Annotated in this window: 9 protein-coding genes and 1 pseudogene; 1 reads left to right on the top strand and 9 read right to left on the bottom strand. The window is 49.8% G+C overall.

Features of this window, described 5'->3' with window-relative positions:
• Nucleotides 1-133 precede the first annotated feature (133 nt).
• The 4 genes and pseudogenes from MLD56_RS07335 to MLD56_RS07320 form a co-directional block, all read right to left on the bottom strand.
• Nucleotides 134-691: an SMI1/KNR4 family protein gene (locus MLD56_RS07335; RefSeq protein WP_029516442.1), complete on the bottom strand. Its 558-nt coding sequence runs from the start codon at nt 689-691 to the stop codon at nt 134-136.
• A 25-nt stretch (nt 692-716) separates the two neighbouring features.
• Nucleotides 717-1,112 carry a hypothetical protein gene (locus MLD56_RS07330; protein ID WP_029516441.1) on the bottom strand — a complete coding sequence of 132 codons (396 nt, stop codon included), beginning with the start codon at nt 1,110-1,112 and terminating at the stop codon, nt 717-719.
• 145 nt (nt 1,113-1,257) lie between these two features.
• The gene (locus MLD56_RS07325; protein ID WP_029516440.1) at nt 1,258-2,343 is read right to left on the bottom strand and encodes a saccharopine dehydrogenase family protein; all 1,086 of its coding nucleotides are present in this window, start codon (nt 2,341-2,343) and stop codon (nt 1,258-1,260) included.
• Nucleotides 2,330-3,144: pseudogene (locus MLD56_RS07320) on the bottom strand (class I SAM-dependent methyltransferase). Before MLD56_RS07320 ends, MLD56_RS07325 begins: the two are co-directional and overlap by 14 nt.
• Nucleotides 3,145-3,316: 172 nt before the next feature.
• Between MLD56_RS07320 and MLD56_RS07315 the strand changes: the two are divergent.
• A complete protein-coding gene (locus tag MLD56_RS07315) occupies nt 3,317-4,330 on the top strand; it encodes a LuxR C-terminal-related transcriptional regulator (protein ID WP_230584955.1) in 1,014 nt (337 codons plus the stop codon).
• A 76-nt stretch (nt 4,331-4,406) separates the two neighbouring features.
• Here the strand turns inward: MLD56_RS07315 and MLD56_RS07310 are convergent, their stop codons facing one another.
• The 5 genes from MLD56_RS07310 to MLD56_RS07290 all read right to left on the bottom strand — a co-directional run bounded on the left by MLD56_RS07310 (nt 4,407) and on the right by MLD56_RS07290 (nt 14,712).
• Nucleotides 4,407-4,586 (bottom strand): hypothetical protein, encoded by a 180-nt coding sequence (locus tag MLD56_RS07310; RefSeq protein WP_013309345.1) that lies wholly within the window; start codon nt 4,584-4,586, stop codon nt 4,407-4,409.
• A 77-nt stretch (nt 4,587-4,663) separates the two neighbouring features.
• Complete coding sequence (locus tag MLD56_RS07305; protein WP_029516439.1) at nt 4,664-5,665, bottom strand: diacylglycerol kinase catalytic domain-containing protein; 1,002 nt, start codon at nt 5,663-5,665, stop codon at nt 4,664-4,666.
• Nucleotides 5,662-6,723 (bottom strand): SPFH domain-containing protein, encoded by a 1,062-nt coding sequence (locus MLD56_RS07300; RefSeq protein ID WP_029516438.1) that lies wholly within the window; start codon nt 6,721-6,723, stop codon nt 5,662-5,664. Before MLD56_RS07300 ends, MLD56_RS07305 begins: the two co-directional genes overlap by 4 nt.
• A 301-nt stretch (nt 6,724-7,024) precedes the next feature.
• Nucleotides 7,025-7,243 carry an MbtH family protein gene (locus MLD56_RS07295; RefSeq protein ID WP_029516437.1) on the bottom strand — a complete coding sequence of 73 codons (219 nt, stop codon included), beginning with the start codon at nt 7,241-7,243 and terminating at the stop codon, nt 7,025-7,027.
• On the bottom strand, nt 7,240-14,712 hold the full coding sequence (locus tag MLD56_RS07290; protein ID WP_051717892.1) for an amino acid adenylation domain-containing protein: 7,473 nt from the start codon (nt 14,710-14,712) through the stop codon (nt 7,240-7,242). Before MLD56_RS07290 ends, MLD56_RS07295 begins: the two co-directional genes overlap by 4 nt.

Raw genomic sequence — 14,712 nt, 5'->3', positions numbered from 1 at the left:
TCTCTTGGAGGTCGACTTTTGTTCTAGTTTGGTCTCGATCTGGGTCAACCTTTCTTTGATTTCTTCCAAATCCTGCTCCACCTTCACATCATGCTCCCCTTCCTTCGTTTCGACTTATTCATCTTCCTGACACTCACTCACACAAGTTGCTCCAAAAACGCACTTTTTTTACGGCATTAAAATCAATTTGTTCATAAGGCTTCTCCCCAAATTCCAGCTTGAAATACTCCTGCAAACATTCCCCATACACGATAATATCCGTTTGATATACGGAAAATACCGGATTTCCTTCTTCAGATGGCTGCTCTGGGATATATCGATGTCCATTGATTGGGATTAGCTTGGGCACACGTAAAAACTCACGTTTACATATATCAACAGCTTCCGCCGAATCTGTCGGTTTTTCGCCCCATTCGGGAGGCCAGAATACATGCTGCTCTACATCAAAAATCATACCTTCTAACGGCCAATTCAACCTTTGCCGAATTACACCCATCCGCTGTGGTGACGTATCTCTCCAAGGGATAAAGCTTTTACCGATGGGAAGAACACTCATCAGAAGCTCCCGCAAATCGGGCGGGAAGTGAATATCATACCTGCTTTCGACGTCGGTAATCTCCTGCATGGATAAGCCTGGAGCTAGGGTCACATCGTGTTTACGTAATAAATCTATGATATAAGCGATATCCATCTCTTATCGACTCCTCAGCAACTACCTAGTTGACCGGATTGGTCAAGAGGCCTACCAGGCTTGTAACTTCAACTTCACCAACACGGCGCGGACCTTCCATGAAATATCCCCTTGTTCCTACCTGTATCCGATGTCGGTGTACCTTTTTCCTCATTTCTCCAAACAAAATCCACATTCTCGCTTGCCCTTCCCGCTGAACAGGACGACCAACATCCATAATCAGTTGACCATCTCCATCTTCAAACTCAGGATGTATGGCATAAATTCCCGTATTCCCGATGTCGTCACCCTCATAGGCAAAATCACAGCGATAACCCTGAATAGGCAGCTGTTTCCTGCCTCCTTCTTCCGGTGTGTAAAATCGATATTTTATTATAAAATCGTGCGGATGCTGTCTGCTATTTTCATAGGGGTTCCACATTTCATATCATCCCCTTAGGTCTTTTCCAAAAATATGTACTTCATTCTAGTGTAATCTAACAGGAAAAGAAATCCAAGACCTATCCGCAATGCGTTGCTGAATAAGCTTGGATTATATGAGATTCATTTATTAGAATGTATGACTTCTATGCTTGCTGTCCGTTCACCTGAATATCTGCGGCTACTTGCTGCCCTAACCAAGCCCGCATGCGATTCCATGAAAAAACCTGCTCCGTATGAAATACACCGAATGGAAGTTCTGAACGGTACAGGGCGAGCGCTGCAAAGACGGCTGCCTTAGCGGTTAAATCAGACTGATGGTGACCCCTTAGCCGACATTCGACCTTCGTCTCCTTGCCATTGAGAGTTCCTCGAGCATCTACCTTGACCGCTACAGCATTCCCACCTATATGTACCTTGCTAAAGCTGCGAACCACTGCATCACGCACGGTTTGCTGTCGGAGTAGACCTGAAACTCCTATCGTCCGAAGCCCTGCCAGAAGCCGAGTGGTCAAGCGCGAATCGAAGCAAAGGCGTGTGCTAACCGTAGGAACTTTGAGCGTACGAGGAAGTGTCTGCTGATCTGAAAAAGGAAATCGATACGCCCGATGACGACCCACTCCTGCACCAAAATCTGCCACTATTCCGCCAGTAAAGCTTTTTCGAATCACAGGACGTCCCTGTTCTATAACCTCCAAATCGGCATGAATCTGATCTACTGTCCACTCAATAGCAGCCTGACCGTGTCGATCTCCCAAACCCAGCATCAAAGATATATTCAACTCATCCGTCTGATCCATGAGCTGTGTCGCTTGCAGTGCCAACAGATTGGTCAGTCCCGGAGCTAATCCTACACTTAACAGGGCTGTGGCCTGATGAGCTCGGGCCTCCTGATGACACTGCTCCACCTGACTCAAAAAGTCCGCATTCGCGGTAATATCCATGTAATGCACCCCATGTCGAAGGCAGGCACGTACCAAGGCCGTATTGTCCTGATCCAAACACATGATTACCAATTTGGCTTGCTCTAATATCGACGGGTCCATCGGCTCATGAATATTAAGCTGCAAGGGCCGTATCTTACCATTCGATCGTTGGCTAAATTCAGTGGCCCGTTCCAGACTACGACCTGCGGCAAATACCTTGCCGGGAAACATTTCACTTAACTCTGTACATACAATTTTTCCAACATGGCCATACCCGCCAATGATGATGATGTTATCCTTTGTCATAAGCTGTCCCTCCCTCTTTAACTGCAAACCATGCATTTACTAAAAAGCACCATAATACCGGGTGATGTGGGTAAAGCCTGCATCTATCAACAGTTCCTGTATTGCCGCATTGGACACTGGGTTTGACTCACGACCGATGGAAGCAGCGAATCGTTCCCAATCCTCCAGTGAAATGCCCTGGCTCAGCATATGACCTTTCCACGCCTGCATTTGGATGGAAAAAGAAGGCTCCTGTGAATTCCCATTAATAGAAGCTAAACAAAAAGGCGCACCCGGCTTGAGTCGAGTAGATATCTGGCGTAGCAACGCCTGTTTACTTTCCAAGCTTTGAAGAAAATGAAGCACCAGCAGGCAGGTTGCAGCGTCATAGACCGGTTCTCTGCATGATTCTTCGCTGTGCTTTTCGCGCTGTTCTTCAGGCTGTTCTCCAGACAACTCTTCCAACGTACCTGCAACAAACGATATTTTTGAACTGATGCCCGCATGTGTTACACGCTTACGTGCCAAATCCAGCATGTGCTCAGAGGGATCAACTGCCGTAAAGGACCATGCATCATGGCGCCCTCCGAGCGTAATCAATTCCTGACCGCCTCCAGCTCCGACAATTAGCACATTTGGATCTATATTTCGAATATGAGTTTGTGCTTCAAGCTGTGCGGCTATCAAACCGTCTGTCATCTCGTACAAATGAGCATATCCAGGTATTTTTAAAGCAATCGTATCCGCGTACTTATGCACATTCGGATGATTCCAGCTCATAGGTTGATTTGAGTCCGTATTTCCAATAGGGGTATGTCTCATATGTGCTTTCCTCCAAACATTTAGCCTTGATCTTCTCAGACCATTCATTTATTGTAGATTTAATTAAGAATCATTCTCAATTATAAAGACAATACGAATATCCACCATCCCATAAATGTGGGATTTAATAATCGCGCTTGAGAATCTCCAGCTTTCTCGATAGGAGTAAATGATGAACGCATACTACAAGCACACCCTAATCGACCGCTTGCGTACTCAGGTTACTTTCGATGCGGCGTGCTGTACCTCAGTAGATCCGCGTACGCTGCTTTCCACAGGGGCATTTACAGAGTCGGGTGTGGAGGACATTCATAACAAACTACTAGAATACGAATACCTGCACGCCGATATGATGAAATATGATCAGTTGGTGCGAGAAGGACAGTCTGTAGCGACGCTACATGGGTTTACACATGGCCAACCGGATCGGAGCACACGATATAGAGATGTTTTGCAACCCGCCGGATTCGGAGATGAGCTACGTGTTCCGTTTATGTACAAAGGGAGCTGTTGGGGATTTCTTACGTTGTTCCGTCATCATGGAAAACCTGTATTCAGCGAGGAAGAGCAACAAGTGCTTGAAGCGTTAGCGCCGTCCATAGCCTATCATCTGCGTCAGGCCAGTGTCGGTTTATCTCCATCCCCTGCCATGATCACGGAAAATGGACTTGAGCCAGGAGTTCTCATGCTTTCCGATAAGCTAAAACCGATTTCGTCCAATTTAGTAGCAGAGCAGTGGCTACAGTTGCTTCGGCAGCAGGAGGGAATCCATGAAGACGGTCTTCCGGCTCCCGTCCGGGTGGTATGCTTGCGAGCGCTATCCACTGCCACTGCACCAGCACGACTATGTATCCCTTCCACAGACGCAGGAGCCCCATGGGTAACCATCAGAGCCACCCTTCTGCAAGGCGGACAGAAGCATACGGGACAGAAGCAGCTAGCCGTATGGTTTGAGGCTGCTAAAGCAACTGACATGCTACCGCTTATGGCTGAGGTGTACTCATGGTCCGAACGAGAGAGACAAATTGTCCAACTCATTGTTCAGGGCTTTTCGACCAAGGAGCTGGCCAGCGCACTTCATATTACTGCCTACACGGTGCAGGATCACCTGAAAGCGATTTTCTTGAAAACAGATGTAAGCAGCCGTCGTGAGCTAGTATGGAAGGTATATTCCAGATTCAATTAACCTATGTAAAAAAGACAGATGACCCGATTAGGGATCATCTGTCTTTGCATCACTGCTCTATTGGAATGCCAGAGCCTTATTTCTTCGAAGAGGAGTTCGTATCATCGTATGACACTGGTGAGGGCTTCGCAATCCATTCATCAGCCTCAGGCTCGATATCCACGCCATTTTCCAGCTTCGTTTTCTCCATCAAGGAATCTCCGTCCTCGTCCTTCTTGTTGCGGATTTTCGCTTCGTCTTGAGTGTGGTCGCTCATGTTGATTCCTCCTTTTTTAATTTCATCTGATGGTTGTACCTTACTCATAATTACCCATTGCCGTCCTGTACAAACCTCTACACGACCAGATGCCCTTTTTTCTCCGCGGGTTCAATGATCGCCTCAATGCCAGCATTAAACTCCAGAAAGTCACTTTCTACTCCATCACTGAAAATAACTCCGTTTTCCGGCATCTGCGATGCAATCCGTAACGGTTTTTCGGCTGCTACCTGACCAAACACGAGATCCGCAGCAGTCGTTCGGCTGGGGAATGGTTCTCTCACCGTAAAATAAAGCGATGGCGAACTCCAGGTTGCACGATGATCATGACTCATTCCGTCTGCTGTCCCTTCCTGACTGAAGGCTGTACCTGGCATCAGCTGGCTTGGAGTCAGCGAGATTGGATGCCGTGTAGCACTGCCGACAATTCCGGCCGCTCCAGCCAGTACGCTGGTCAGCCAGCCTGTCGCTCCCAATCCGGTTGAAACGATAATGCCGCTGGAGGATTGCTGCTCTACTTGATCCTCCAGCCTTAGCTCATATCTCGCGGAAACATGAGTTTTGCGTCCAATGAACAAATCATTTACAGCATACAAGGATTGGCCATCATTTAATCGGGCCTTAGCCAGCGTAACTTCCTTAATTGGCCGTCTGTGCACGAATACATCCGGCACTACCCAGCGCAGGTCGGATACGGTAAACGGCAGCAATACCCCGTCCCAGCGCAATGGATCTGGATTCACGCCGATAAGCGGCTGCTCGGTCAAATATTTTAAGGTGTTGGCTACCAGCCCATCCTGACCCAGCACCACCACTGTATCCTGCTCACCAAAAATAAAGTTCGGCACATGCTCCCGCTCCACAATCTGAACACGACCCAAGGCCGTTAACTCCGACGTTGCCGTTGCCACCGCCCTGCGGTAATTTTCGTCCTCCAGCACATAATCACTGAAATCCGCACCCAGCCGTTCCATAAAGAAGCGAGCCTGCTGCACCGTATTGTATCGGACAATCAGTTCCTCCAGTCGCGTTTTACGCTTCACCAAAATGATCTTCTGCTCTGTCATTCGGCCGCTCATCGTGTTCTTCCTCCAGACCCTCTCGATCCTCCTGATCCGCTTGCTCCCGTATCTGACATGAGACCTTGCAGCAGATCCGGCGTAATATTCAGCTGACCGATTTTCCCTGCATTTTCTGCAAGCTCCTGGAATGCAATCGCAATTAGTTTATCCGGGCTCATATCCATGTTAGCCATAGCTTGAAGTACGTTCGGTTCAACATCCTGCAACGATTTCATGACGGCTGTCAGCTCATAGGCCTTGGCATCGGCTTCTGCCTTTTTATTCGTTACGGTCAGCTCAATCAGCTCGCGTTTTTTCTCCTCCAAGGCCGTGTCAAATCGTAGCTGCTCCTCTTTCATCTCACTTTGCTTTTGCTTTACGGAACGCTCGGCATCAAGTTGAGTTTCACGGATCTGCCTTTTTTTCGTCTCCACTGCAATCTCAGTGTTCAGCTCGTTTTCCTTCACACGCCGCTCTTGCTCAATAGATGCATTACGACGCTCATACAAAGCATGATCCGCGTTGCGAAGAATCTCTTCCCTCGCTTGAGCCTCCAGCGCTCTCATCGTCTCCTTATTAGGTAGAATCGCCAAAATCGACAGCCCCATAACCTCAATGCCGAGCTTTTCCATTTCCGTATGCTGAGCAATATCCTTTGTCATGTTTTGGGCCAGACGTTCACTGGACTGAACAGCTTCTTTGAGCGGGACACGCTCCAAATACTTTTTGGTAAGCACCTTGGCAATGTTAATCACCCGTTGGGCCAGCTTGCTTGGATCATCCGAAATGTAACGTCGTTCCTTCAAGTCATACGTATAGTTTAAAATCTGCGTCGTTCTCCGATAATCCACAATTCGATAAGTCAGTTGCCCCTGTACCGTCACCGCCTGAAAATCATTTGTCATGTCCTCAAACATGAACGGCGCATCAATAGAAGAGACGGGCACGACAACAACCGAGGTGGTCGGGGCGTAGTAATAAAAGGATAATCCAACACCCTCCCGAACCACCTTCCCGTTTTTCACCTTCATCACATATTCACTGGGCTGAAATTTAACAAAATTAAATCCAAACATAGCTGCTTCCCCGCTTTCTTTACAATTTATATTATTTTGTTATTATCATTTTGTTATTAACAATAAAATAACACATGTTCCCGATAATATCAATATGACATTTATAAAAAACAAAGGCCGTTTCCCCTCCGATACGCTCGGTTAGAGGAAACAGCCTAATTCGTTCTCTGCCTTCCTATGAAACTTTAAAGATCACGAAAAATTGTATGGTATCATCAAAAGGCGTTACATTTGTCATCATTTCATGGGTCATATATGAGCAACAGTTGTATAGTTGTATAAAGATATGATGACTCCCCGATTAGCGACGCACTGCATCGGCCTTGGGATGCAAGGAATCCGGCCTCATATCTGTCCAATGTGTGCTGATATAATTCATACATGCCTCACGGCTGTCTGTCGGGTGAACGACCTCCCATCCAGTCGGTACATGCTGGAAATCAGGCCAGAGTGAATACTGTCCTTCTCCATTCATCAGCACTAAATAACCACCTTCATTCTGCTCAAAAGGATTAATCATGGTTTGTTTTCCTCCTTGCGATTGTGATGTATTGATTTAGAAAGCCTGTATAGTTTTGCTGCCATCAGTTTTCCAATATGAGCCAAGGGTCCCGGCTGGCACAGATCCTTATGACGGCAATCCAGTTCATGCTGCTCTAGCTGTCCATCAATATAGGGAAGCCAGGTTTCCGGAGCAATTGGCTCAAACCAATCTGGGATAATTGTAGATCGGAAAAATAATATATCACCTTTGTACCGTCTCGGAACGTACTCCCCCAAGATACGCACAGAATTTACATAAGTATCCTTGAGGTTTAAAATCGTCTCCTCGCTGAGGCTGGCCAAGGCGCTACCATCGCTTCGTAAGATATGCAGGGCGGTGGAAAGCCGCAAAGGCTCATCATTCAGACTATCCGGGTCATAACCCCCCAGAGCCAACAGAGCGATTAACGCTTCCTCCTCATCTGGTCCTCCCCGCAGCGGCAAATGGTTGCTTGGGTAGGAATCCAGCATGGTCAGAATCGCAATTGTCTCTCCTTCGTATTGAAGCTGTGTCGCTATTGCATGAGCTACATTCCCTCCCAAAGACCACCCCAACAGATGATACGGTCCTGTGGGCTGAATTGTGCGAATATGACGAATATAATCGGCTGCCATATCATCCAGCGTCTGCGGCAATTCCTCCTGTCGGGCGATCCCGCGAGCCTGTAAGCCATAAATCGGATAATCCTTGCCCATGGACTGGATCAAGCCCGCATAACACCAGCTTAATCCGCCTGCCGGGTGTACACAGAACAACGGAGCTTGCAATCCGCTTGCCCGCAAAGGCAGCAAAACGTCCAAAGCCCCTTGACTGGCACCTACGTTCAACTGCTCGGCTAGGCCAGCCACTGTTGGCGTTCCAAAAAGGTTGCCAATGCCCAACTCGATACCCAATGCCTCGCGGATTCTACTAATCAGCTTCACAGCCAGCAATGAATGACCTCCCAGATCAAAAAAGCCATCATCTATACCGATTCGCTCCATGCCAAGCGTCTCGGCAAACAAATCACACAGGATTTCCTCCTGTGGCGTTCGCGGTCCCCTTCCTCCACCCGCAGCCATCTGCATGGGAGCAGGTAATGCTTTACGATCCAGCTTGCCATTAGGTGTAAGCGGGAGATCGGATACCGTGACAAAAGCTGACGGTATCATATAATCAGGCAAGCTGACTCCTGCATGCAGTCGGAGTCTGGACGCTTGCGGTTCACCGCCAGGTACAGGAACAATATAGGCGACGAGTCGTTTGTCCCCCGGCTGATCTTCGCGGACAATGACCGCTGCCTGAGCCACATCATCATGCCGAACCAGCACCGCTTCAATTTCTCCCGGCTCCATGCGAAAACCACGTATTTTGACCTGCTGGTCAGCACGTCCGGCATACTCCAGCGAGCCGTCAGACCGCCAGCGGGCCAAATCACCTGTCCGATACATCCGGCTCCCCGGCAAACCATACGGATCGGCTACAAAACGCTCTGCCGTTAAAGCGGGTTTTCCCAAATAGCCTTGTGCCAATCCAGCACCGGCGACATATAAATCACCCGTTACACCCGGCGGGACAGGCTGAAGTCGATCATCCAGCACATACACTTGCAGATCAGAGATGGGACGCCCAATCAGACTGTTTGCTTTTTCAGCCACCATATCACGGTCCAACGCAATATAGCTGACATGTACAGTTGTCTCCGTAATCCCATACATATTCACCAAGGTAGGAGCATCGTCTGCATGACGCTCATACCATGCAGGCAGCCGGCCCAGTTCCAGAGCCTCACCACCAAATACGACATAACGCAACGCCAGCTTTTGTGAAAGGACAGGCTGTTCAAGATCAGCCTGCATCAGTTGATAAAATGCCGAAGGTGTCTGATTGAGCACCGTTACACTCTCGTTCACCAGCAATTGCAGGAATTGCTCCGGAGAACGACTGACAGTATACGGCACAATGACAAGACGGCCTCCATGCAGCAACGGTCCCCAAATTTCCCATACTGAAAAATCAAACGCATAGGAGTGGAACAGAGTCCATACATCCGATGGACCAAAATGAAACCAGGGCTGCGTCGAATCAAACAAACGCGCGACATTTTGATGAGGAATAACTACTCCCTTTGGTTTTCCGGTAGAACCGGACGTATAAATAATATAAGCAGGATGAAGCGGCAACAAAGGCATCAGACGGTCTGCATCCACCGGGTTCCGGTCGGGATATGACTTCAGCTCCTTATTTGTCTGAGGATCCTCCAGTACAACCGGGAATACCGTGCTTGTTACCGGAATTGAGGATATTGTCACGTGAATGCTGGTAATCATCAGAGCAGGTGAAGCATCCTCTAGCATATATGCGAGACGATCTGCCGGATAATCAGGATCTAGCGGCAAGTAGGCGGCTCCCGATTTAAGCACAGCCAGCAATGCAATAACCATATCCAGTGACCGAGGAAGCGCCAGCGCCACAATGCGATCTGGACCTGCACCACGCGCTATCAGCAGATGCGCCAGTCGATTGGCACGCGCGTTCAATTCCTCATAACTTAGCTGGTTGCCTTCGTATGAAACTGCAACAGCTCCCGGGGTACGGGCAGCCTGTTGTTCGAATAGAGCAGGCAAGCTTGAGGTAGACGCTTGGTTAGGACGAGTGCTCGCGTTCGTGTCACCGTTCCACTTCACGAGGATTTCGTGTCGTTCCTCTGGTCCCAAAATATCCAGGGCCCCTATCGGTTGTTCTGTATTAGCCACCGCGGCCACCAATAGTCGCTCCAGCCGTACCTTCATAGCTTCTATCGTTTCTCTTTTAAATAAATCGGTGTTGTATTCGATCCATCCCTTGATTCCATCAGGTCGCCCGTCTGCGGTCCGACACTCGCGCAGCTCCACCGTCAGATCAAATTTCGCTGCACCCACACTGGCCAATTGCAGTTGAGTTTCCACACCGGGCAACAGCAATTCGGGATCAGGGGTGTTTTGTAAAGCAAGCATAACTTGAAACAATGGATGTCTCGATCTGGAACGTGTAGGGTTCAGCATCTCTACAAGCCGCTCGAAGGGTACATCCTGATGTTCATACGCATCCAGACAAGTGCGACGGACCCGTTCCAAAAGCTCACGGAAAGTAGGGTCGCCCAATGTGTCGATACGAAGCACCAGCGTGTTGATAAACAAGCCCACGAGATGATCCAGTCCCTCTGCGTTACGTCCCGCTATCGGGCTGCCCACCGGGATATCCGTTCCTGCACCCAATCGGGTTAGCAATGCGGCCAACCCAGCCTGCACCACCATAAAAAGGCTGCCCCGACTTTCACGAGCCAAACGCAGCAACTGCTCATGCAATTCGGGAGCGATACGCAATACAACGGTATCTCCCCGGTAGCTGGCCTCGGAAGGGCGTGGATAGTCTGAAGGCAGATCTATTTGATCCGGCAGACCTTTCAATGCGTCGTGCCAATAAGCAAGCTGCTTGTTCATCAGGCTGCCAGTCTCGTTCTCCCTGCCAAGCAGATCCTGCTGCCATAGCGCATAATCCGCATATTGTACAGGCAGCATCGGCAACACCGGTGCCATGCTTTCAGGATGTGCGGATTGTTCCGCATGTGCATTACGGTCGATGTGCGCAGCATAGGCTGTTGCCAAATCACGTGTGAGTGCATTCAGCGACCAGCCATCTCCGACAATATGGTGCAACGTCATAAGCAGCACATGCTGGTCAGCAGACAGCGTGAACAGTTCGGTTCGCAAAGCCGGCTCCACTGCAAGATCAAAGCAGTAACGTGACCCTTCAGCAAGCATGTGTGGCAGCTCTGCCTCACAAATTTTCGTCACACGGAGTACAGGCCAAGCTTGCTGCATTTCCAGAATGACCTGCTGCGCTACACCTTGCACATCTGGAAAAATCGTACGCAGCGTCTCATGGCGGGCCACGATGTCTCCTAAGGCAGCTTGAAGTGCCTCCACATTTACATCCCCCGACATACGGATAACGAGTGGGATATTATATGTAGGGCTTGGTCCCTCCATCCGATGCAGGAACCATAATCGGCTCTGGGCGAAGGAGAGAGGAATTCGTTGTGGACGTACGGCCGGAAGCAATGAGGGCCTTAAGCTCTGCCCTTGGTCCAGTCGTTCCGCAAAACTGGCAACCGTAGGAGTTTCAAACAGGCGGCCTATATTCAGTTCTACCCCGAATACCTCCCGGATTCTTGCCATCAAGCGTGCGCCAAGTAGCGAGTGACCGCCCAGATCAAAGAAACTGTCATCAATACCGACTATCGGTAGTGCCAGCACTTCTGCGAACAGGTCACACAACATGGCTTCCTGTGGTGTTCTGGGAGTACGGACGTGGAGAATCTTATCCATAACAGGAGCAGGCAATGCCTTACGGTCCAGCTTCCCATTAGGCATGAGCGGCAAGGCCCCCAGCATCACAAACGCTGAAGGTACCATATAATCGGGCAGACTCGCAGCGGCATATTCACGTAACGCCAGTGAATGCAAACGATGAGGCGATGAGCCCAAGTCCCCTCTTATACTTTGATATCCAAAAGGTTCGGCAGGCGCTTTTTGTTCGGATTGCTCACTTTGTCCCGATGACCTACCCGGCTCCTGCTGAATAGTCTCTGTCTCAGCTCCGGTAAGCACCGGCGTTGCTGCGGCAGCGATCGGTACGATATAGGCAACCAGCCGCTGATCGCCCTCTCGGTCCTCACGGACAATCACAGAAACCTGGGCTACATCGGAATGCCGCGCCAAAACGGCTTCAATTTCACCCAGTTCTACGCGGAAGCCGCGAATTTTAATCTGGTGGTCCGCACGCCCCCCGTATTCAAGAGATCCATCCAATCTCCAGCGGGCCAAATCTCCAGTTCGATACATGCGGCTCCCCGGAGGGCCAAACGGATTGGCTACAAAACGCTCCGCTGTCAAATCCGGGCGCCCATAATATCCCCGAGCCAACCCATCCCCGGCAATGTACAGGTCCCCTGTGACCCCTGCCGGAACTGCCTGAAGACTACCGTCAAGCACGTACACTTGCGTATTGCGGATAGGTCTGCCGATAGCCGGTGTTCCCGTGTCCCCTTTTTCGATGGAAGCTGCAGTAGACCAAATCGTCGTTTCGGTGGGACCGTACAGATTCGTAATGCGGCAATCCAGACGCTGGAGTGCATGCAGCAATTCCTCTGGAAGAGCCTCGCCTCCAACCAGCACCCGCAAACCCCGAATAGCCTCTGCATGTTCTGTTGCCAGCACATGCCACAGCGTAGGCGTCGCCTGCATCAGGGTAGGCTGTGAACGGTTAATCAGCTCGGCCAAAGCAGACGGCTCCTGAACGGTTTCCTTCCGGGCAATAATCAGTTGCGCACCATTCAACAAGGGTAAATAGATTTCCAGTCCGGAGATATCAAAGGATATCGTCGTAACTGCCAGCAGTCGATCCTGCTCACACAACGTGAATTGATCCTGCATGGCAAGCAAAAAATTTGTCAGGCTCTTGAAAGTAATAACGACTCCCTTCGGCTTGCCCGTTGAGCCAGAGGTATAAATAATATACGCAGGATGGTCCGTGGATAAAGGCTGAACACGTTCACGATCCGTAGGATTCGTATCCGGGTAGGCTGATAGTTCATGATTATGTCCGTTCAAAACAGCCGCCGAATCCCCTTGGCCGCTTCCTCCATCCAAAAACATACGTGGCACAGAAATGTCTGCCGGTATGCGGTCCGCTACCTGGGCATTGGTTAAAATGCAGACCGGAGACGCATGCTCCAGCACATAAGCAACACGATCCTGCGGATAATCAGGGTCCAGTGGAACATAAGCCGCGCCCGTTTTAAGCACAGCCAGCATCCCTATAACCATATTGACGGAGCGAGGGAGCATCAGGGCAACGATCTGCTCAGGTCCTGTCCCATGAGCAATCAGCCAATGGGCCAATCGGTTCGCCCGCTTATTCAGCTCCTTATAGCTAACCACCATGTCGTTGTCACATTCCACAGCTACAGCATCAGGTCTAAGTTCCGCCTGTAGCTGGAGCATTTCCTGTAAGGAAGCGACTGGCATCGGACTGGAAGAACGATTCCAGCCCTTCAGTATAAGCTGACGCTCCGCAGGCAGCAGGAGGTCGATTTGTCCAACCGGCTGTTCTGGTTCCGAAGCTGCGACCTTTGTAAGCAACTGCAAGAAACGCTGTTGATGCTCTTCTATTTCCCGTTTGCTATACATAGCAGGGTTGGCATCCCAATCTATGCGCAATCCAGATCCGTCCGACCTGTCATAGACATTCAAGGACAGATCATCAACCGGGCCTGCCGACAGATTATGTGTAATTCCGCGAGAACCGTTAAAATTCAGCTCATAGTCAAATGGCATAATATTGACCAATGGACCAAACAATCTCCTGTTTTCACTAAGCAAGCGCAGATCACGCCGTAGCTCCTCATGCCTGTATTTTGCATGACGCCGTATCTCACCCAGCTCCTGTACCAATTGACGGAGCAATGTGGCTACCTTCATTCCTGGCTGAATCGACAAACGCAGCGGCAACAAATTCATCACCATACCCGGCACACGGAGCGAGGCTGAGCCTAATCGGTTCATCATTGGCAAGCCAAGTATAACGTCTTGTGCACCTGTGAACCGGTGAATATAAATAGCCATTGCCGCCAAAATTACATCCGGCCAGCTCACGTTGAGACGTTCCGCAGCCATCTGAAGACGTTCACGCTCCGCAGAGGTGACATGGGCTGTAACGCGTACGAAACCTCCAGCCATCGCTTCTTTCGAAGCTACATGCCTGGAGTTTCTCGTCGCATGGTCTCCCAAACTGGCCACCTCGAACCCATCAGCAAAGCGTTTGATCCAAAATTCACGCTCCTGTCCAAACTTCTCCGAGACGCGATAGACCGAATCTTCCTCCAATAGTTGGCTAAACCGCGGAAAGCAACCCTCTTCGTCCAAGCGGCCTTCCGCTAAAGATGTGTACAGTTGAGCCACCCGCTGCGCTATGAGCGAAAAGCCAAAACCATCCAATGCAATATGATGAACACGCTGATACCAGAAAAATTGATGATGACCTACCCGAAAAAATGCCTGTGTAAACAGTGGCCCTTGGGTAAGATCAATCGGCTTCAGCAAATCATCCCTCATCCAGACTTCAGCAACTTTACGAGGATCAGGAGCTGCGCTTACATCGATTTGGTGCAGCGTCCATTCCCCAGAAGGCATAATCATCTGCCAGGGTCCATCCTCATCCTCTCCGAACCGCAAATGCAGTGATTCAGCCTCTGCCATCGTGCGGCGAAGTGCTTCCTTAAAGCAAATGGGATCGACCGGCCCGTGAATCTCAACGTATTCACCGGTATTATAGGCCGGATTTTGCAAATCCATCTGTTGGGCAAACCAAATGCCCGCTTGCGCTCCCGACAAAGGAAGACGAATAGCCTGATGCTTGAGCAT

The organism is Paenibacillus peoriae (genome assembly GCF_022531965.1).
Classification (GTDB): domain Bacteria; phylum Bacillota; class Bacilli; order Paenibacillales; family Paenibacillaceae; genus Paenibacillus; species Paenibacillus polymyxa_D.
The sequence above is the reverse complement of the archived record's forward strand: the minus strand, read 5'-3'. Positions and strand labels throughout refer to the sequence as shown.